The 18,776-nt window shown below is 61.1% G+C and carries 19 protein-coding genes; 9 read left to right on the forward strand and 10 right to left on the reverse strand.

From position 1 onward, the window contains the following. Window positions 1-973: 973 nt before the first annotated feature. Window positions 974-1,252: a hypothetical protein gene (locus tag CJU94_RS19655; RefSeq protein WP_095420122.1), complete on the forward strand. Its 279-nt coding sequence runs from the start codon at window positions 974-976 to the stop codon at window positions 1,250-1,252. A gap of 1,012 nt (window positions 1,253-2,264) precedes the next feature. Here CJU94_RS19655 and CJU94_RS19670 read toward each other — a convergent pair. Both CJU94_RS19670 and CJU94_RS19680 read right to left on the reverse strand, forming a co-directional pair. Then, on the reverse strand, window positions 2,265-2,483 hold the full coding sequence (locus CJU94_RS19670) for a hypothetical protein (protein ID WP_095420124.1): 219 nt from the start codon (window positions 2,481-2,483) through the stop codon (window positions 2,265-2,267). Window positions 2,484-2,960: 477 nt separating this feature from the next. Next, window positions 2,961-4,097, reverse strand: a complete 1,137-nt coding sequence (locus tag CJU94_RS19680) for a sensor histidine kinase (RefSeq protein ID WP_095420126.1) — start codon at window positions 4,095-4,097, stop codon at window positions 2,961-2,963. Window positions 4,098-4,576: 479 nt separating this feature from the next. On the opposite strand from CJU94_RS19680, the gene CJU94_RS19685 reads away from it, so the two are divergent. The 3 genes from CJU94_RS19685 (at window position 4,577) to CJU94_RS19695 (ending at window position 6,972) form a co-directional block, all read left to right on the forward strand. After that, a complete protein-coding gene (locus tag CJU94_RS19685; RefSeq protein ID WP_095420127.1) occupies window positions 4,577-5,320 on the forward strand; it encodes a YoaK family protein in 744 nt (247 codons plus the stop codon). A gap of 173 nt (window positions 5,321-5,493) precedes the next feature. After that, complete coding sequence (locus tag CJU94_RS19690; protein WP_095420128.1) at window positions 5,494-6,591, forward strand: porin; 1,098 nt, start codon at window positions 5,494-5,496, stop codon at window positions 6,589-6,591. A 171-nt stretch (window positions 6,592-6,762) separates the two neighbouring features. After that, the gene (locus CJU94_RS19695) at window positions 6,763-6,972 is read left to right on the forward strand and encodes a hypothetical protein (RefSeq protein ID WP_091796186.1); all 210 of its coding nucleotides are present in this window, start codon (window positions 6,763-6,765) and stop codon (window positions 6,970-6,972) included. Between the two features lie 89 nt (window positions 6,973-7,061). Here CJU94_RS19695 and CJU94_RS19700 read toward each other — a convergent pair whose 3' ends face one another. The 5 genes from CJU94_RS19700 to CJU94_RS19720 all read right to left on the reverse strand — a co-directional run bounded on the left by CJU94_RS19700 (window position 7,062) and on the right by CJU94_RS19720 (window position 11,429). After that, window positions 7,062-8,081, reverse strand: a complete 1,020-nt coding sequence (locus CJU94_RS19700; RefSeq protein ID WP_095420129.1) for a class I SAM-dependent methyltransferase — start codon at window positions 8,079-8,081, stop codon at window positions 7,062-7,064. Window positions 8,082-8,233: 152 nt separating this feature from the next. Beyond that, window positions 8,234-9,331, reverse strand: a complete 1,098-nt coding sequence (locus CJU94_RS19705) for an acyltransferase family protein (protein WP_157763784.1) — start codon at window positions 9,329-9,331, stop codon at window positions 8,234-8,236. 562 nt (window positions 9,332-9,893) lie between these two features. Continuing rightward, window positions 9,894-10,601 (reverse strand): glutathione S-transferase N-terminal domain-containing protein, encoded by a 708-nt coding sequence (locus CJU94_RS19710; RefSeq protein WP_095420131.1) that lies wholly within the window; start codon window positions 10,599-10,601, stop codon window positions 9,894-9,896. Window positions 10,602-10,818: 217 nt separating this feature from the next. After that, complete coding sequence (locus tag CJU94_RS19715) at window positions 10,819-11,040, reverse strand: hypothetical protein (RefSeq protein ID WP_095420132.1); 222 nt, start codon at window positions 11,038-11,040, stop codon at window positions 10,819-10,821. A 197-nt stretch (window positions 11,041-11,237) separates the two neighbouring features. Continuing rightward, on the reverse strand, window positions 11,238-11,429 hold the full coding sequence (locus CJU94_RS19720; RefSeq protein WP_095420133.1) for a CsbD family protein: 192 nt from the start codon (window positions 11,427-11,429) through the stop codon (window positions 11,238-11,240). A gap of 177 nt (window positions 11,430-11,606) precedes the next feature. Here CJU94_RS19720 and CJU94_RS19725 point away from each other — a divergent pair, with 177 nt between their 5' ends. From CJU94_RS19725 to CJU94_RS19745, 5 genes are all read left to right on the forward strand, one after another. After that, a complete protein-coding gene (locus CJU94_RS19725; RefSeq protein WP_095420134.1) occupies window positions 11,607-11,933 on the forward strand; it encodes a hypothetical protein in 327 nt (108 codons plus the stop codon). 286 nt (window positions 11,934-12,219) lie between these two features. Continuing rightward, the gene (gene dcm / locus CJU94_RS19730; protein WP_095420135.1) at window positions 12,220-13,500 is read left to right on the forward strand and encodes a DNA (cytosine-5-)-methyltransferase; all 1,281 of its coding nucleotides are present in this window, start codon (window positions 12,220-12,222) and stop codon (window positions 13,498-13,500) included. A 51-nt stretch (window positions 13,501-13,551) separates the two neighbouring features. After that, entirely contained in the window at window positions 13,552-13,998 is a 447-nt protein-coding gene (locus CJU94_RS19735; protein ID WP_095420136.1) for a very short patch repair endonuclease, read from the forward strand. A gap of 162 nt (window positions 13,999-14,160) precedes the next feature. Beyond that, window positions 14,161-14,664: a YbhB/YbcL family Raf kinase inhibitor-like protein gene (locus tag CJU94_RS19740; RefSeq protein ID WP_091796203.1), complete on the forward strand. Its 504-nt coding sequence runs from the start codon at window positions 14,161-14,163 to the stop codon at window positions 14,662-14,664. Between the two features lie 130 nt (window positions 14,665-14,794). Then, window positions 14,795-16,252, forward strand: a complete 1,458-nt coding sequence (locus CJU94_RS19745; protein ID WP_095420137.1) for an MFS transporter — start codon at window positions 14,795-14,797, stop codon at window positions 16,250-16,252. Window positions 16,253-16,401: 149 nt separating this feature from the next. On the opposite strand, the gene otsA is transcribed toward CJU94_RS19745, so the two are convergent. The 3 genes from otsA to CJU94_RS41830 all read right to left on the reverse strand — a co-directional run bounded on the left by otsA (window position 16,402) and on the right by CJU94_RS41830 (window position 18,677). Next, window positions 16,402-17,829 carry an alpha,alpha-trehalose-phosphate synthase (UDP-forming) gene (otsA, locus tag CJU94_RS19750; RefSeq protein WP_095420138.1) on the reverse strand — a complete coding sequence of 476 codons (1,428 nt, stop codon included), beginning with the start codon at window positions 17,827-17,829 and terminating at the stop codon, window positions 16,402-16,404. 213 nt (window positions 17,830-18,042) lie between these two features. Continuing rightward, window positions 18,043-18,255: a hypothetical protein gene (locus CJU94_RS19755; protein ID WP_095420139.1), complete on the reverse strand. Its 213-nt coding sequence runs from the start codon at window positions 18,253-18,255 to the stop codon at window positions 18,043-18,045. A 152-nt stretch (window positions 18,256-18,407) separates the two neighbouring features. Continuing rightward, entirely contained in the window at window positions 18,408-18,677 is a 270-nt protein-coding gene (locus tag CJU94_RS41830; RefSeq protein WP_095420140.1) for a hypothetical protein, read from the reverse strand. Between the last annotated feature and the right edge of the window lie 99 nt (window positions 18,678-18,776).

Here is an 18,776-nt window from a genome sequence, read left to right on the forward strand (position 1 = left end):
CAATATCAGAAATCGCACCCGTATTTCCTCAGGAGATGGTTTTTAGGGGCACTAGTGGGGGCATAGAAAATCAAAATCCGCCAGCAATGCCCTACCAGACATGGAGTATGAGTTCTGTCAGGGGACCAACTAGCTTCCCAGCAACATCCAAGTTCGCCTAGAAAAGCCCCGTATGCCTTGCGCTGCGGGGCTTTTTGCTGCCATCATTGCCTACGTTTGCCCAACGCAAGCCAGATTCGTTGGGGGTATCGGTGGGGATTTCGCCGAATATCCAGAGATTCAATACCCTCAATATCATGCCCAAACAAATCGCACATCTGAGCGAGCTTTAAGTCCGCAAGGCCAAGCCGGCCGAACAGCCGTGTCGCCTCGCCGATCACAAGGGACCCTATCTCCAAGTGATGCCCAACGGTTAGCGCTAATGGCGCATGAAGTGCCGCTTCGACGGAAAAGAGAAACTCGCATCATTCGGCGTCTACCTGAAAGGGGCGCTCTAATGCCAATATCACGGACTGGCGTCGATCTGCCGTCCATGAATTCTTCCACACTCGAACTCTCCGGCAAATCTGCCGCGTGGGCATTGCCCAGGTCTTCTACACGCTCCTTCCGCTAGTAGTTCTATCTGTCCTTTACGCGATACTTTGGCATCACGAATTACCGAGACTGATGGCGCGCCGGATGTGATGTTTGTCTCACTTGTCGATGCCACACGTGACTCCATCAAGTCGGCCATCCGAAGTCAAGTCGAAGCGCGTTGGCGTCTGGCTCGAAGATGAGGCATGTGTTGAAAGCAGTCGACTGTCGTTGAAGACGGCGAGAACCCGAACAGACTCGCCCGCGCCGCTTAAGGCGGCCAGAAGTGGGACCGGCTTGAGTCCGAAGGCAATTGTCTGAAAGCGTGAACGGCGTCATCCGAAAGGGCCTTGCAGTTCGGCGCAGGTGCCAGCAGAATTGCCGAAAATTCGGGGGCTCAATGAGAACAAAAATAGCTGTGGCGGTACTGATCGTGCTCGCTGCGTGCACGACCATCTCGGAGGTCACACCCGCGGGTGATGGGCGCTACACCGTCACGACCCAAGTCCGCGGCGGCATGACGCCCTGGGGCGAAGTGAAAGCGTCAAGCCTGAAGCGTGCCGACGAGTACTGCACTCACCAAGGCAAGCAAATGCATCAGGTCGACATGCAGACGCACGGCGTCCGAGGATGGACGCCGCAGGAGGCGGAACTCACGTTCTCGTGCGCGTCTGGGTAACATAGTCGCATACCGCCCACGGAGGCGACATGCACAATGCCCCCCTTTTCCACGTCTTGCTGGATCATCTAGACGCAATCGACGCCCCGCCGATGGAGATCCAGCGATTCGTCGACCGCTGGCACCGTCTGCGATCGCACGAGGCGTTCCCCTGCCCCGTCTGCTTTCTCGCGGGCAAAGAACAGCCGCTTGCCGCATTGCCGACTCGGGGCAACGTCGAACCCGTGGCATGCGCTAGCTGCGGAAGCCAGTTCGACGTCCCTCTCGACGAATCATGAAGGTGCGAACTTTTGACGACGCACGCGCCTGCCAAGGCGAATCGTCCACTCACCACAAGCCGATGGATGCAATGCCGCGCTGGGCGGTGCGGGCCAAGCGGGCATCACCCCAGCCACCATTCTTTACGGACGAGGCACGCCCTCGCGACCGCCCGCACCATCACGAAGGGAGTGAATGGTGGAGTTCCCCGAGTGCATGCAGTCGATAAACGTGTGCGCTCGTTTCTCGGCGTATCTGAACGCATCCTGCTCAGAGATGAATTCCAATTGCTCTGGAAAACTTGCAACCTTTTGTGCCGGTAAACTAGACGAGCTGATAGCCCACGACACCCTGTACCGGCGCCCGACATTGTGCAGACACAACGTCTTCCCGGTCGTGACCTGAACGTCGATTTTGAAGCCGCGATACGGAGCATAGGATTGGCAAGCCATGATCACCCTCCTGACGCGATAGTGCGCGCATGTAACTAGCATGCGCAACCGCCATGCCCCGAACTCAACCGCCAGCGAAACAACCATCCCGGCTCAAAGAAGCTGACAAAAAAACCGCAGGCAACGCTGCGGCTTAAACACACGCCGCGTTCGGGGCGCTGACGCGGTTATGTTACAGACACCTGTCGACGAATATAACCAGGGATTTCGTACGATGTTTCGGTGAGCGCTGACAACCGGCACTGAGTCGGCACCCATCGTACAGCGGTCGATCGCGCCCCCGGCGCATCGACGGTGACCCACTATTGTTCGATATACATCCGCCACTTGGGAAACTGCTCGAAGAAGCTTTCGCTGACATAAACGAGGTACACAACCGGCGAGCTGGTATGCGTCGCCGCGCCAGGTTCATTGACGATCGTCATACTCGGATCGATGCCAGAAACACTCGCCCAAGCTGTCAGGTCGTCAGGGAGATCGCCGGCTTCTTCGCGCGGCACACGCAATTTGATCGGCTGCATGGCATCTCCGACAAATGAAGGACGTCGCGCTGAATATCATACAGAACAGCGGCCTGCGCGCGTTGGCCACGGCGCAGATATGAAAAAGCCCAGCGTGAGGCCCTGCGCGAGCACTGTCTGCCTAATGATGCTGAAGGGAGATGCAAGGCCGCGTGCTGGGCGCCGACAGCCGCCGTCGTCAGACACTCTCACGCGCGTGGCGATCGGCATATTGCGGTCGAATGAACGGGCGCAGGCCACGCCTCGCTGCCCGCACAAGCGCCGTGAAGCAAGTCACCGTGACGCTGCCCTCGAAGCCGGCAGCCACTGCGTCTGCCATCGCTGAGATGCTGAAGCAGCCCTGTACTAGCGGAACGCCCCTCAACGCGGCAATCGCCATTCACGCCATCCCAGCGTGCGCGCGCATCCAACCACAACCGCCCGAGGAAGCGTCACGGGGGTTCCGTCGGTGAACGTCTGTTATCGAAGAGTCCCGGCCTATTTCTTCATCAACGCGTGCCGCGCAAGCGTAATCGTGAATACGCATCCGACGCCCGGAATGTCGCGCACGCTCAGAATGCCATCGTTCAATTCGACGCTTCGGCGTGCGATCGACAGGCCGAGCCCAAGCCCGGATTTGTCCGTTCCGAACTGGGTAAATGGCAGAAACATGGCTTCTGCCTTGCCAGCCGGGAGGCCGCCGCCATAATCCTTAACCTCGATGAGAATCTTGTCGGCGACCGCATAGGCGTTCAGCGTGACCTCGGTGTTGGGTCGGGTGAATTTGAAGGCGTTCTGCAAGAGGTTACCGAGCGCCGAATACAGGAGGTCCCGGTTGCCGCTGACCGCGAGATGGGGATCGACCGATGTCACCACAAAGCCGCATCCGCGTAGTTGCGCGGCCAGATTTGCCGCGTGCTTCGTTTCATTGATGAAGTCCGACAGCGAAAACAGCGTCCATTTGGCGCTGTCGCCAGCGGGGATGCGAGCGTCTTCGATCGAATGGTCGATGAGTTTGCCCAAGCCCGCGAGGCTCCTTTCCAGCACCGCGCCAGTCGCACCGAACAAAGGCAGATTTCCGGCTTTTGCGGCGGCAAATGCAAGATTCGCCGTATGGAGGAAATTGCGAAGCTCATGGGCAAAGGAGCCAATGCGCTCGCCTTCCTCGCGGGCAAACTCAGTAGCCAGATTGAAATCCCGCTGATAACTGAACTCAGTAACGGCATCAGCGATTGCATTGTCCAGGCAGCGGTTCAACGTGCGGAATTCGTCAATCGAAAAGGAGGCATCGCGCTCATGAGCCAGGTCGGTAATGGCCTGACATAGATCTCCGTAATCGTGGACAACCTGATCGACCGTATACCCCAACCGTAGCAGTTCGTGACCGTGCTGAGCCGCAGCTTCGCCAATCTCCGAGCGACCGGCGTTCCCGCCTGCCGAGCCCGACACCACGACGCTGTCCGCTGGGCGATCGGATTGCTCAATGCGCAAAGTGTTGATGAGCTGTCCGAGAAACAGCGGCACGCCGTTTTCCAGTTGCTGCACGGACGCGTCGCGCGTAGGACGGTGCGCCACTTTGATCCTGCATCGGGAGATCAGCGCCTCGCGGTTGTTTGCGAGAAATGTGTGAAGCATGGTGCCTCCTGCACGGGTGCATGCCAGTTGCCGAACCGAAGTACCGGATCTGGTGTGGCGCATTCAGATCCGGAACTCTCCATGCTCCAGCGAGAAGAGCCTGACGGGCACCCGCTTGTCAATTGCGGTCCCCGTCGGCAGCCAGATCGGATAGTGTCCGGGGAAATTGGGCTAGAGGGCCGACCTTGAGCGAGTATGTCGCTTTCATGGTAACCCGGAATCTCCACCGCCGTTCGAATAGGTAAACAAAGGCCGCCAGCGGAGTACGCAGCAAAAAAGACGCCCGCGTCAAATTCGCTCTCGTACAGCAGAAAGGTGCACGCGTTGTGGTCATTCGAATCCATTTCCATACCGCGGCCGTCAGTTCAACAGAGGGCCGGCTTGGGCCAGGCCGGGAGAATCCGTTTCGTTCCGTGATAGCATCTGCTAACTCCTGCGCAACATGTCTGGGCCACATCGCCGATACCGAGGGTAATCGCATGCCCATCAATTACCTTCGCAGTTTCACCAAGCCAGAACGCAGCGACGCAACAAATCGTCGCTTGGGGCGTTCGCTCGCGTTCGTCGCCGGGGCGGCCAACGCCGGCGGATTCCTTGCGGTGGGTCAATACACGTCCCATATGTCCGGCATCGTGTCGTCGCTGGCCGATAACCTCGCGCTCGGCCAGATCGATGTCGTAGTGGCCGGCCTGAGTTCCTTATTGTCTTTTCTTGTCGGGGCGGCCACATCGGCGATCCTGATCAACTGGGGGCACCGCAAGCACTTGCATAGCCAATTCGCAGTGCCATTGATGCTCGAGGCGTCACTGCTTCTGCTCTTCGGTTTACTCGGCTCGAATCTGGAAAAGCATCGCGTATTGTTCGTCCCGGCTACGGTCTGTCTTCTCTGCTACGTAATGGGCCTGCAGAACGCCATGATCACAAAAATTTCGAGGGCGGAGATCCGGACGACGCACGTCACCGGTTTGGTGACGGATATTGGCATTGAACTCGGCAAGCTGTTTTATTGGAATGTCGGTGGTGCAGCCGTCAATGCGGTGCGAGGGGATCGACAGAAACTGGGGCTTCTCGGATCTTTGCTTCTGTCGTTCCTGGGTGGCGGCATTGCCGGCGCAGTCGGTTTCAGGCATTTGGGGTTTGTGTCCACTATTCCGCTTGCGATCGTCCTTCTTACGCTTGCCGTTGTCCCGATCGTCGACGACATGCGTGCCTATCGGACTTAGACGAACGCGAGGCGGCTGGTTTGACAGCCGTCTTCATGCACACGCAAAGCGCCGCCCGAAACACCCGTGAGTTCGGGGCGATCGTCGCAATCTCGCCGAAAGACTCCCCAAGTAGAATGCGCTCCGACAATCAGAATCGGCAGCCCACTGCCGATACAAACTCGGGGATCGTAATGAGAATAAAAGGCTCGCTAATCCTTTCCACCGCATTGGGTTTCACCGCAGGTATGGCCCATGCGCAAAGCAGTGTGACTCTCTACGGATCGATTGATGAGAGCTTCGAATACATCAGCAACCTCGGCGGCCATTCGGATTACGCGCTAGTCAGCGGCACCCAGCAACTGGGAAACCGATGGGGTCTGAAAGGAAAGGAAGATCTCGGCGGCGGTCTCAGCGCAATCTTTCAACTCGAAAACGGATTCAGCCTGAACAACGGCAGTGCGCTGCCGAACGGGCAACTATTCGGCCGGCAGGCCTATCTCGGCATGGCTTCCGATGACAAGGGTTCGTTGACGGTCGGTCGGCAATACGATTCTGTAGTGGACTATGTCGCGCCGTTGAGCGCCACGGGTAGTTGGGGCGGCACGCTCTTCGCGCACCCATTCGACAACGACAACATCGACGAGACGTTCCGCATCGACAACTCGGTGAAGTACACGAGCGCCAACTACGCCGGATTTCAGATCGGCGGCTTGTACGGCTTCAGCAATCAGGCAGGCGCGTTCGCGGACAATCGCGCCTGGAGCATCGGCACGAAGTATCAGAACGGGCCACTGTCGGTTGCAGCGGCTTTCATGAATATCGACAACGCGAGTTCCAGTACCGTCGGCGCCGTCTCGGGATCGCCGTACCTGTCGGTGAAGGAGCGGGTCGCCGGCGCAGGAGTGAACTATGCGATCGGGGCTGCGACGCTTGGCGCGGTTTACACGCACACAGACCTCGTTGATCGGCCAACCATTCCCGTCAGCACGTTGAAATTCGACAACTTCGAAGTCAACGCCAGGTTAGGCATCAGTGCAGCGTGGTATGTCGGCGCGATGTACACGTACACGAAAGAGTCGATCGCCTGGTCGACGGGACGCAACAATCCGCACCGCAACGAATTCGGGTTGATGGCGGATTACCGGCTTTCGAAACGAACCGATCTTTACGCGCAGACGGTGTACGACAAAGCGTCCGGGCGGGACGTCTTTGCTGACGTCGGTAATCTGGCGGAATCGTCGTCGCAGAATCAAACCGTGGCACGCGTCGGCATTCGAACGTCCTTCTGAGGGACCGATGGGCCGGCTGTTCGTGCCGACTCGGCCAGGTTTGGGCGATGGCCAGCCGCAAGCATGGCCGCCCGAGGCTCTCGACCGGACACGCTTTATGCAGCCCCGGAACGCCAACTGCAAGGCCGCATCTAGATCTAAAGTTTGTTCGGCGGCTGCCGAAAATCAGGCATGGACAACGACGATCGCCTCCGCCCCGGCCACCCTCTCTATGAAGAGGCAATGGCCCTCGAATTGACCGTGCGCACCCTGCGCCACGCGCAAGGCAAGAAGAATCCCGAGGACGTTCTGTATGCCTCGCCGGAATGGGACGTCATCAGCGAAGAATTTGTCCGCGATCTATATCGAGCGATGGGCGGCAACCCCGCGGATTTGCACTGACGATCGGATCATACTGCGGGGAGCGCACGGCAACCGTCGATCCAGAATGTCTTCACTCGACGGTCGAGCGACAGCCTCGACGCGAGCCTTCAATACGAGATGTTCCGCCCGCCCGAACCGAGCCCTCGAAGCTTTGTCACCGCAGCGCGCAACGGTGCAGTGATTCGCCAGGAGGTGGACGACTCCAGCGCCCTGATCGTCGAAGTCCTCGACGCGATCTCTTCCTGCATCAATGCCAGTTTCGCCCGCATTTCCGCGAGGGCTTTCTCGGCCTCGGCAAGGCGCTCCGCCGCGTCCACCGCCGCATCCGGTTTCGACGTATGCGTCGTGTCCGCCGGAGCACTGTAGAACTCTTCCGTGGCCAGTTCCACGCAAGGCGGTTCTTTGCGAAGAACAATGATCATCTCGCCCCCGGTCTCCGCTCGCGCAGGCACAAAGTCGACGAGATTGAATTCGACGAAACCCATCATGAGGATAGGCTTGAGAACCTTGGACACGATCGTGCCGCTTTCGAAAACATGGCTGTGAATACCGACATGCGGAGGTGCCTTGAGCTTCTCCTTGATGCGGTTCATGTCCAGCTTATCCCCCACATGCATCGGCTTGCTCACGAATGCTTCGTCATAGTAGATCTCGCATTCGATTTGATGTTCGCGCGGAATTTCCTCGACACCTGCCAGATACTCGGCCACGAAATGGCTAAGCGCCGTATCCTGCCGGTATTTGTCGAAACTGAACTTCTTGTCCGGCAATGCGAGAAACAGAATTCCGCCAGGCTGCATCATGTCGCACAGATCGGACAGCCATTGAATCATGTTCGGCGCATGCTCCATGACATGATTCGCGATAATGTAGTCGAACTTATCGTTGATATAGTCACGGTACCGATTCGAATGCACCACATAATCGATATCCGGTATGTCGACAATCATGTCAGGATGTGTGCACTCCTGAACTAACTGCGCTTTATCTTTCCAGTCCAGATACCGAACGTCTGCTTCTGACTTGAAGACGGTCGGCTGATCGTACGGCCCGATTTCCAGACCGACACCCGACAGATCGATGTGTTTCAGAAGATGCCCGCGGCGAAGCGTCGTAACCAAATTCATGAATCACCTCTCGGCATTGGGGGGCCGGCAATTGTGCAACTTACCATGCCTTGCACGACCGGCGGCTAAAACAATCACTCCTCGCGCACATAAAAACTAAACAATTCAAGCGTAGTGCTCGACTTTCAGAGGCCAACGACGCGGCACGCCGGTCATCGCGCCTCCATGCCCCCCGCGCGAGCCCTCGCCGCGCTGCGCCGCCATGGGAGCCGCAAACGCATGGCCGGTTTTTCGATCACGAACCATGAGAATAGGGTCAGTGCGGTTGATATCACGAATGTGATGGACACCATGGCAATTCTCGGATGAGAAAACTCGCCAAAAAATGCGCCCATGGTTTCGTACCCGCCGTAGAGCATCGACTGCAGGACGACGTAATGCCAGAGGTAAAACCCGTACGAAACGCGGCCGAATCCCGCCAGCGGCCCGACATTGAGCGCCCGCACCAAAGCGGAGCGCTGCTGCGTGACGACCTTCGCGATGATCAATGCCGCGGCCAATGACGTCAGGGGGTATCCCACCGCCCGCAGCGAAAACTCAATGCCGGTTTCGCTGAACATCACAAAAGCTAGATACGCGGCGGCAGCGGGCCACAACTTCCCGGCGCAGTATGCCCATCGGCGAGGCGCCGTCGCCAGCAAGGCGCCGATCAGAAGGCCGTCGGAATGGGTATCAAAGCCACAATAGATGCGGGCCATGGGAAGATCGAGCGACATCAGATACGAGCGCCAGCCGATCACCGTAAGCACCAGAAGCGCAATCCCGATCGAGACGCGACGTGGCCAAAGTTTCAACACGCCGAGCAGAATCAGCGGCCAAATCAGGTAAAACTGCTCCTCGACTGCCAATGTCCATGCATGCCCCGTGAGATGGGCGTCGTAGATACCGAGCGCACGCACCCAATTCATCACATAGAAGAAAGCTGGCAACACTTCCCAGCCGACTCTAAGAGAAACGGGGAATATCAGACAATAGGCTGTGACGCCCACAAGCATCAGCGATAAAGCCGGGTAAAGACGCCGGGCACGCCGCCAATAAAAGGCGGGCAAATCGATCCGGCCGGTGCGCGAATGCTCCGCTACGAGCAAACTGGTGATGAGGTAGCCGCTCAACACAAAAAAAACATCGACGCCGACATATCCGCCCCCCACCACACCCGCCAGGCCGGTATGCGCGAGAAAGACCGCGATGACCGACAGTGCGCGTAGACCGTCGAGGCCGGCAATCCGAAGATGCTGAGGTTGATTCATTGGCCCATTCCGGGGCGCGCGGCGAAAAATTCCGCTACGCGGATAGTGACATTCAATGATTTTTTGAACGTGACGGTAAAGCTGAAGCTGCGATGGTTCAGCCGCCCGGTGAGTACGTTCGGCACGAGCAATGACTGCGATCTGTGCCAGCCTCACACAGGCTTTGTCTTGCACGCGCCGTTGTTGCGATGCGTCTCCCACCATGGATTCGATCGCTGTCCGACCAGCACCAGGGAAGAACCGCATGTGGAACCGAACACTTCGCAGCATCCTGCGTGCCCGCGCTACCTTTGCTGGTCGCCAGCAACACGGTGTTGTTATTGACGCTCGGGAGGCGCCATTACTACGCGCTGTCTCCGCAGACGCGATATGTGGCGCCCAAGGTACGGGCTTTCGTCGCCCCCATGGCCGACCATTATCGGGGACGGTGATGCAGACGGCGCGAGGCGAGCGCGAGCAGAACACCACGAGAAACCGCCAACGGCCCGCGCAATCCGCGCGTGGCCGCCACAAACCACGGCCGGAGGCCGACCCCCCGCCCGGCCATGGCCGTACGCGTCGATTACGACGGACGCTTCGGAATGTCCAACCCCTTCGCCACGGCGGGCCGCGCGACGAATGCAGCCAGCGCGCGCGTCACGTTCGGGAAATCCTGAATTCCGACGAGATCACCCGCGTCATAGAAGCCGACCAGATTGCGCACCCAAGGGAAGGTGGCGATATCGGCGATCGAGTACGTATCGCCGAGAAGCCATTCGCGCCCCTCAAGTTGCTGATCCAGCACGCCGAGCAGTCTTTTCGATTCGGCGATGTATCGATCGCGTGGACGCTTGTCTTCGTATTCCTTGCCGGCGAACTTGTGGAAGAAACCCACCTGGCCGAACATCGGCCCAATGCCGCCCATCTGGAACATCAGCCACTGGATCGCTTCATAGCGGCCGGCGGCATCCTGCGGAATAAACTTGCCGCTTTTGTCCGCGAGATAGATCAGGATCGCACCGGACTCGAACAACGACAGCGGTTTGCCGTCCGGCCCATGCGGATCGATGATCGCCGGAATCTTGTTGTTCGGATTGAGCGACAGAAACTCCGGCGTCATCTGATCGTTCGTATCGAAGCGCACGAGATGCGGTTCGTACGGCAAGCCCGTCTCTTCGAGCATGATCGACACCTTCACGCCATTGGGCGTGGGCAGCGAATAGAGCTGAATCCGGTCCGGATGCTCGGCAGGCCATTTCTTCGTGATCGAATAAGCGGATAGATCGGTCATGTAGCGGTGTAACCCTTGTGCGAGTGCTGCGGCTTGATGGGGAGCATCGGCTTCGCCGCCGGCTGGAAGAGCGGCCCCGAAGATACCGACGCGGGACCGCCAAATATAAACCGACTCGGCACAACGCGTCGGCGGCAGGCTCGGCACGCCACGCTTGAACGGGGACGTCGCGAGCGGAGCGCCGGCTTGGGAGTGCGCCCCCCTCGCTAACCGCGACTCACCACAAATCCTTGGTCGCCGTGCCGGCGCGCAAGTTATACCCTTCCCGCCACAAGGTCGCGCCGACCGCCAGGAGCAGGGTCTTCTGCTCGCCGTCGAGCAACTCCCACGCGAGCGCCAGCCAGCTGGCGAAGCTCGCGCAGGTTTGTTCCAGGTCGACGGGCGTTTTGCCCTCCAGGTACTGCCGTTCGAACATCGAAAGAATTTTTTCGGGTGTCATAGGCGCCGTCTCCGGGGTTGGATACGCCCAGTCTAAAGGCGGCGCACCGCGCGCGGAATGCTCCGGACGCCGACCCCGGGTTACTCCCAGGAGAACACCGGCATCCGCCCGAAATCGCCGGCCGGCACATAAAACACGGCTCAAAAAGCGGAAAAGGCGCCGAAGCGCCCTTTCCGTCAACTCACGTCGCAGCCGTCTTACGGCGCGTTGCGCTTTGCATTGTCCTTGGCGTCTTCCTTAGCGTCGCCATAGGCCTTCTGCACCTTGCCCGCGCCTTGTTGCAGATCGCCCTTCAATTCTTTGCCCGGATTGTCCGTGGCCTTGCCGACGGCTTCATTGACCTTGCCCTTGACCTGCTCTGCCACACCCTTCACCTGGTCCTTGTTCATGTTCGGCTCCACTATTTGGAATGCCGGCGCGACATTGCGCCAGTACCCGGGTTCAGCAACGGGTGTGCCCGCCCCCCACAAGCCGCCGATTTTGACGCCTGACGCCACGGCAAAAATATTCTAAAAAAAAGCCTAAAGTTCCGGCAAAGCCGGCCGTAATGGAGCCATGGAGGTGTCATGGACCGTTCACTGATTATGCTTTCGGGGTCGTCCCAAGCTGCATTGATCGATCGGGACATCGCGCATATTGCGCGTGTGATGCGGCCGTCTTTACACGGCGATCTGGCCGGGCCGATCCTGTCGGCGGCGTATTGGCGCAACCGGCTGTACGAGTTGCTCGATGCCGGCAACCTGTCCCACGCGCAGCTATGCGCGGTCGACAGCCTTCTGCTCCAACTCGACCAGTTTCAGGCTGAACCGCAACTGGCGTGGGACGCACTGGCGCCGGCCTCCGCCGCGCTGTTTCCGCCGCCCTATCCGGCCAGCACCCACCAGAGCGCCTGAGACGCCGCGCGCCCGCACCGCCGCCCTGTCCAGGCCGGCCGGCTTCCTTTTGCTCACCAGTAAAAAAATGGCCGCGAACCATGCCGCGGCCTCAACACGTCGCAACGCAGGGAGTCGCGTCACGCTGCAAGCGTACACGCGCAACTGTGACAGCCGCATTTAGGCGCGCGCTCGCACTGTGACGGCGTGCCGAAGCTCGAAATTTTCTGCCCAAGCGATGTAAAAAATAGGGAAATGGGACGACCTTAGGTCATAATGTCCGCAAAAATTCCCAGCAAGGACACCCGTGACCCTCGTCGCTCCGCTCGCATTGCTTCAGCAAGCGCGCGCCCGCTTCACTCAACGCGAAATCGCCGCGCATGTCGGCAAAGACATCAAGACGGTGCGTCGCTGGGAAAAAGGCGAAACACCATGCCCGGCGATGCTGGAGCCGGCCTTGCGCGATCTGCTGCAAGACCGGGCGCGAGCCGGCGGCAGCGCGGCTGGCGGTGCCCAGTTCCGTTTTATCGATCTGTTCGCGGGCATCGGCGGAATTCGCATGGGCTTCGAGGCGCACGGCGGCGACTGCGTCTTTACGAGCGAGTGGAACGACTTTTCCACCAAGACGTATCGCGAGAATTACCCGAGCGGCGGCGAGCACGCGCTGATCGGCGACATCGTGTCGTTTCCAGCTGAAGAAGTGCCGAGCCACGACGTGCTGCTCGGCGGCTTCCCATGCCAGCCCTTTTCGATCGCCGGCGTGAGCAAGAAAAACGCGCTTGGTCGGCCGCATGGTTTCGAGTGCACGACGCAGGGCACGCTGTTCTTCGACGTCGCGCGGATCATCGCGGCGAAGCGCCCCGCCGCATTCCTGCTGGAGAACGTGAAGAATCTGCTGTCGCACGACAAGGGCCGCACCTTCGACGTGATCCTGCAGACTTTGCGCGACGAATTGGGCTACGAGGTGCACTACCGCGTGGTGGACGGCCAGCATTTCACGCCGCAGCACCGGGAGCGGATCATCATCGTCGGCTTTCGCGGCAAGACCGGGTTCTCCTGGGACGACCTGCATCTGCCGGACAACGGTCCGCGCCTCGGCTCGATCCTGCATCGCACGGATGGCAGCGAACCGGTCCTGCCGTGGGACCACGACCGCTTCTTCGATCACGCGAACCGGCGCGTGCAACCCAAGTACACGCTCACGCCGAACCTCTGGACCTATCTGCAGAACTACGCGGAGAAACACCGCGCGGCGGGCAATGGTTTCGGCTTCGGCATGGCATATCCGAACAGCGTGACGCGCACGCTGTCGGCGCGCTATCACAAGGACGGTTCGGAGATTCTGGTCTATCAGGGCGAGGCGCTGCGTCCGCGCCGCCTCACGCCACGCGAATGCGCGCGGCTGATGGGCTTTCCCGATACCTTCAGAATTCCGGTGAGCGACACGCAAGCCTACCGGCAGTTCGGCAACAGCGTCGTGATGCCGGTAATGCGCGAAGTGGCGCGCATCATGCTGCCGCATGTGCAAACCCTGCTCGCGGAGGAAACGCACCGTGGTTCGAAGCAAACTCTCTCGCTGCACGCCTGAGCGGCCGGCTGGCGCCGGCGGCCGCTCAGGCGCGTCGGCCCAGGCCTAGCAATGGTCGACGTCGTCGATAGCGCGACGCGCAGCCGGATGATGTCCGGCATCCGCGGCCGCAATACCAGGCCTGAGATCCTGATCCGCAGCCTGCTGCATCGGCAGGGCTTTCGCTTTCGTCTCGATGCGCGTGATCTGCCGGGACGCCCGGACATCGTGTTGCCGCGCTACCGCGCCGTCGTGCTGGTGCACGGCTGCTTCTGGCACGGCCACGACTGCCGTCTGTTCAAATGGCCGCAAACGCGGCCGGAGTTCTGGCGCGACAAGATCGGCCGCAATCGCAGCAACGACGACAAGGTGCGCGCCGCGCTCCTCGCGAACGGCTGGCGCGTCGCCGTGGTGTGGGAATGCGCTTTGCGCGGCGCCAACCGCGATCTCGAAGGTGTCCTCGCGCGGCTCGTCGACTGGCTGAAGAGCGACACACCGAGCTTCGAGGAACGCGGCTGAAAGCTGCTTGTAGCCCGCGCGGCGCGAGCGAACGCGAAGCCCGCTGGTGATACACTCGATTGGCTAACTCGGGGCACTTCCGCGTGGCGCGTTGCGCTGCAACCGGTTGCAAAACCGCTCGCCCCCACCCATCCCAGAACCACTCAAGAAGGGAGGCACATCATGGCAGAATTCCGTCTCTGGTCCGACGAATTTCCCACCAACGGCTTCATGCCGAAAGCCCATGAATATCACGACAAGGCCTTCGGCGTAGACGGCGAGAACATCTCGCCCGCGTTGCAGTGGGAAGCGCCGCCGCCCGACACCCAAAGCTTCGCGCTCACCGTGCACGACCCCGACGCGCCCACCGGCAGCGGCTTCTGGCACTGGGTAGTGGTGAACATTCCGGCTGACGCCCGCTCGCTGCCGCGCAACGCCGGCAAGGCGGACGGCTCGCTGCTGCCGCAAGGCGCGCTGCAGGTTCGCAACGACTACGGCACGGTCGGCTTCGGCGGCGCCGCGCCGCCGCGTGGCGACAAGGCGCACCGCTACATCTTCCGTCTGCACGCGCTGCGGGTGCCGCATTTGCCGATCAACGCGGACACCACCAACGCCGTGGCGCGTTTCATGACGCATCTGAACGAACTCGACTCGACCACTCACACCGGCCTGTACGAACTCAAATAACGCGCGAGACGCGATGCCGGCGCGCCGGCATCGCTGCTGCGGCCGCCGGCTGTTGCGACCACGGCGAGCAAAGAAACGCGCGAGACGCGTCGCGTGACCGGCGAACCACCCACTACAACTCGAATAATCGATGCACGCACAACCATCGCGCGAGGACGGCGCCCTGCCCGCCGAAGCGGCCGACACCCTCGCCCCCGGCACTTCGTCATCGGACAACAGCGAACAAGGCCTGCCCGTTCCGCAGCGCTACTGGGCGATGCTGGTCATTGCGCTCGCCCTCACGCTCGCGGTGCTCGACAGCGCGATTGCCAACGTGGCGCTGCCGACTATCGCGCGCAACCTGCACGCCAGCGCGGCGGGCTCGATCTGGATCGTCAACGCCTATCAGCTCGCGATCACCATCTCGCTGCTGCCGCTCGCTTCGCTCGGCGATCGCATCGGCTACCGGCGCATCTATCTGTCCGGGCTGATCCTGTTCACGGTGGCGTCACTCGGTTGCGCGTTGTCGACTTCGCTGCCGACGCTCGCGCTCGCTCGCGTGATTCAAGGCTTCGGCGCGGCGGGCATCATGAGCGTGAACACCGCACTGGTGCGGATGATCTATCCGCCCGGGCAACTCGGGCGTGGCGTCTCGATCAACGCGATGGTGGTGGCGGTGTCCTCGGCGGTCGGGCCCACCATCGCGTCCGGCGTGCTCGCCGTCGCCTCGTGGCCGTGGCTGTTCGCGATCAACGTGCCGATCGGCATCGCGGCCGTCGTCGGCGGCTTCAAGGCGCTGCCGATGAACCGCGGCCACGAATCGCCCTACGACTACCTGAGCGCGGTGATGAACGCGTTTGTCTTCGGCCTGCTGATTTTTGCCGTCGACGGACTCGGCCACGGCGAGCGCTTCGGCTACGTCGCGATCGAGGTGGTAGCCGCCGTCGTGATCGGCTATTTTTTCGTGCGCCGTCAGTTGACGCAGGCCGCCCCGCTGCTACCGGTCGATTTGCTCAGGATTCCCATCTTTGCGCTTTCGATCGGCACCTCCGTCTGTTCGTTCTGCGCGCAGATGCTCGCCTTCGTATCGCTGCCCTTTCTGTTGCAGGAAACGTTGGGGCTCTCACAGGTGGCAACCGGGCTGCTCATGACGCCCTGGCCGGCCGTGATCATCATCGCGGCGCCGATTGCGGGCTTTCTGTCGGACAAGGTGTCATCGGGCTGGCTGGGCGGCGTCGGCCTCACCGCGATGACGGCCGGGCTGTTATTGCTCGCCACGCTCGGCGCGCATCCCGACGCCATGCAGATCGCGTGGCGCATGGCCTTGTGCGGCGCGGGCTTCGGCATTTTCCAGTCGCCGAACAATCGCACCATGCTGTCCTCGGCGCCGCGCGAACGCAGCGGCGGCGCGAGCGGCATGCTGGGCACCGCGCGTCTGACCGGGCAGACGCTCGGCGCGGCGCTGGTCGCGCTGATCTTCGGCGTTGCGCCGCAGCACGGACCGACCATCGCGCTCTATGTCGCCGCGGGCTTCTCGGCAGTGGCCGCGGTGATCAGCACGATGCGTGTCGTGCAGCCGGGTCAGCGCGCAACCGGCCTGAACGCCTGAGCGGCGACCGGACGCATCAGCGGGCACCCACAAAAAAAAGCGCCTCGCAGTTCGCGAGGCACGCCATTCTCTTCCCAACCCACCACCGTTTTCAGACGACGTGACCAGCACGCGCGGCGCCACTGCAGGCCGCGCGGCCGCTGATCCCGCTACGACGATGCGGTCACGTCAGCGAGCTTTACCGCTTTGGCCGCCACCGAAGATGCCGTCGCGACGTTGCGCAGATCGGCAAGGAAGGTATCGCGCCAGACCGACAGATTGTTCTCGCGCATCGGCGCCATCATGTCGGCGTGCCGCGCCTGACGCTCGGCGAGCGGCATCGACAGGGCGCGCTCGAGCGCTTCGGCCATCTGCGACAGATCGAACGGATTGACGACCAGCGCCCCCGGCAACTGCTCGGCGGCGCCGGCAAACTGCGACAGTACCAGCACGCCAGGATCGGCCGGATCCTGCGAAGCGACATACTCCTTGGCGACGAGGTTCATGCCGTCGCGCAGCGGCGTCACGTAGCCGACCTGCGATTGACGGAACAGCGCCATCAGCAGATTGCGTTCGTATTTGCGGTTCAGATACTGGATCGGCGTCCAGTCGAGCTGCGCGAACCGGCCGTTGATGCGGCCGGCTTCGCCTTCGAGCGTTTGACGAATCCGCTGGTAGGTCTGCACGTCCGCGCGGGTCGGCGGCGCGATCTGCACCAGCGAAACACGTCCATGCCAACCCGGTGCGTTCAGCAGCAACCGCTCGAAGGCCTGAAAGCGCTCGACCAGTCCCTTCGAATAGTCGAGGCGATCGACGCTCATGATCAGCTTGCGCCCGCGCATCCCGTCGCGCAGGCTGCGCACCGGCTTACGGTCGGTGAACTGCTCGGCGGCCTTGGCAATCGCGTCAGGATAAATGCCGATCGGATACGCGCCCACTTTCAGGAAGCGGTTGTACGCGTGCACCATGCCGTCCTCACTCGAGGTGCCGTGCTGGCCGCGCTCGATGAAGTCGACGAACGACTGGCGATCCGCCTCCGTCTGGAAGCCGATCACGTCGTAACTGCACATTGCTTTGACCAGTTCTTCGTGCGGCGGAATGGTCCGCAGCACTTCCGGCACCGGAAACGGAATATGCAAGAAGAAGCCGATGGGGTTCTTCACGCCCAGCTCGCGCAGACAGCGCGCGAACGGCAGCAGATGATAGTCGTGAACCCAGATGATGTCGTCGGGCTTGAGCAGCTCCTTGAGCTGCTTCGCGAGCGTTGCGTTGACGCGCTGATAGCCCGCGTATTCCTGCCGGTCATAGCGCGACAGGTCATTGCGATAGTGAAACGTCGGCCACAGCGTCGCATTGGAAAAACCGCGGTAGTACTGGTCGTAATCGCGCTTGGTCAGGCCCACCGTGGCGTACGTCACGTTGCCCTGTTTCTCGATCACCGGGGCGCTCGGCTCACTCACCGTCTCGCCGCTCCAGCCGAACCACACCCCGCCGGTTTCCTTCAGCGCATCCAGCACGCCGATAGCGAGGCCACCCGCTGCGGGACGGCCTTCCTGAGTCGGCGCGACACGATTCGATACCACGATCAGTCTGCTCATTGGTGCTCCACCTAGTTCAGTTGTTTCGTTGCATACGGATATGTGCCGAAGCGGTGCATGCAAGTCGCGTGCCGTTTTTTGAGATACTGGAAATAAAAATGTATGCAAATGTGACAGGCGAGCAAAACCGCACGGTTGCGCCACCGCCACGAAGAAATTTCTTCTGTTTTATCTGACGAAACGGAAAAGCCGCTTACCGACCCTCGACTCAGCTCACGCGTCCTGTTCCGAGCCCAGGTCGCGCTGGTATTCAAGCCCTTCCGGGCGCACACCGCCCTGATTGTGCTCACCGTCCGGCGGCGCGTCGGGCGCGACGCGGTTCTGCCCAGCCGGATCGTGCGAAGCCGGCGGGCTGTCCTTGCTGCCGCCCGGCCTGGAATCGCGCTTCGAATGGCGCGCTGAACGCCGCAGTGCTGGATGTCTCATGATCCACGCCTCCAGGGGAAGCCCGCCGCCAAGGTTGCGGCATCAATATAGTCTAGGGGTCGCCACGGTAAATTGCCGGTAAAACATGCGCCGGCTTTGTAACAAGTACATAAGTTTTCCACGCCGGACTGCGGCGCAACGCACGGAACGCGTCAGAGTTGCATGCGCGGAGAGTGAGACGGCTGACGCCGACTGGCTTGTGGCGTTTGCGTCGGCTGCGGCGGCGGATCGCCGATCGGCGGAGCGACCGGTTCGATGGGTTCGATCGGTTGCGGCCCCGGATCGGGACTCGGAACAGGAATGGTATCGGGCTCGCCTGGGCTCGGCGGCGCAACCGGAGGCGCAGACGGCGGTTCGATCGGCTCAGGACGGTGAGCGTGCTTCGGCAGGGGAAGCGCGGGAGCGGCGGCGTATTGCGGCATGTTGTTTATCCTCGTTTGCGTTCCACTGGATCGCAGCAAGGCCTGTGCCGTCACGGATGCGCCCCCGGCCGGGTGACGTCGGCAATATCAGCGGCGCGC

Origin of the sequence: Paraburkholderia aromaticivorans (genome assembly GCF_002278075.1) — a bacterium.
Classification (GTDB): domain Bacteria; phylum Pseudomonadota; class Gammaproteobacteria; order Burkholderiales; family Burkholderiaceae; genus Paraburkholderia; species Paraburkholderia aromaticivorans.

What these genes read in the sequence shown, in the direction of transcription:
- CJU94_RS19655 (WP_095420122.1), top strand. Translation starts at nt 974, where the DNA reads ATGAGAACAAAAATAGCTGTGGCGGTACTGATCGTGCTCGCTGCGTGC.
- CJU94_RS19670 (WP_095420124.1), bottom strand. Translation starts at nt 2,483, where the DNA reads ATGCAGCCGATCAAATTGCGTGTGCCGCGCGAAGAAGCCGGCGATCTC.
- CJU94_RS19680 (WP_095420126.1), bottom strand. Translation starts at nt 4,097, where the DNA reads ATGCTTCACACATTTCTCGCAAACAACCGCGAGGCGCTGATCTCCCGA.
- CJU94_RS19685 (WP_095420127.1), top strand. Translation starts at nt 4,577, where the DNA reads ATGCCCATCAATTACCTTCGCAGTTTCACCAAGCCAGAACGCAGCGAC.
- CJU94_RS19690 (WP_095420128.1), top strand. Translation starts at nt 5,494, where the DNA reads ATGAGAATAAAAGGCTCGCTAATCCTTTCCACCGCATTGGGTTTCACC.
- CJU94_RS19695 (WP_091796186.1), top strand. Translation starts at nt 6,763, where the DNA reads ATGGACAACGACGATCGCCTCCGCCCCGGCCACCCTCTCTATGAAGAG.
- CJU94_RS19700 (WP_095420129.1), bottom strand. Translation starts at nt 8,081, where the DNA reads ATGAATTTGGTTACGACGCTTCGCCGCGGGCATCTTCTGAAACACATC.
- CJU94_RS19705 (WP_157763784.1), bottom strand. Translation starts at nt 9,331, where the DNA reads ATGAATCAACCTCAGCATCTTCGGATTGCCGGCCTCGACGGTCTACGC.
- CJU94_RS19710 (WP_095420131.1), bottom strand. Translation starts at nt 10,601, where the DNA reads ATGACCGATCTATCCGCTTATTCGATCACGAAGAAATGGCCTGCCGAG.
- CJU94_RS19715 (WP_095420132.1), bottom strand. Translation starts at nt 11,040, where the DNA reads ATGACACCCGAAAAAATTCTTTCGATGTTCGAACGGCAGTACCTGGAG.
- CJU94_RS19720 (WP_095420133.1), bottom strand. Translation starts at nt 11,429, where the DNA reads ATGAACAAGGACCAGGTGAAGGGTGTGGCAGAGCAGGTCAAGGGCAAG.
- CJU94_RS19725 (WP_095420134.1), top strand. Translation starts at nt 11,607, where the DNA reads ATGGACCGTTCACTGATTATGCTTTCGGGGTCGTCCCAAGCTGCATTG.
- CJU94_RS19735 (WP_095420136.1), top strand. Translation starts at nt 13,552, where the DNA reads ATGGTCGACGTCGTCGATAGCGCGACGCGCAGCCGGATGATGTCCGGC.
- CJU94_RS19740 (WP_091796203.1), top strand. Translation starts at nt 14,161, where the DNA reads ATGGCAGAATTCCGTCTCTGGTCCGACGAATTTCCCACCAACGGCTTC.
- CJU94_RS19745 (WP_095420137.1), top strand. Translation starts at nt 14,795, where the DNA reads ATGCACGCACAACCATCGCGCGAGGACGGCGCCCTGCCCGCCGAAGCG.
- otsA (WP_095420138.1), bottom strand. Translation starts at nt 17,829, where the DNA reads ATGAGCAGACTGATCGTGGTATCGAATCGTGTCGCGCCGACTCAGGAA.
- CJU94_RS19755 (WP_095420139.1), bottom strand. Translation starts at nt 18,255, where the DNA reads ATGAGACATCCAGCACTGCGGCGTTCAGCGCGCCATTCGAAGCGCGAT.
- CJU94_RS41830 (WP_095420140.1), bottom strand. Translation starts at nt 18,677, where the DNA reads ATGCCGCAATACGCCGCCGCTCCCGCGCTTCCCCTGCCGAAGCACGCT.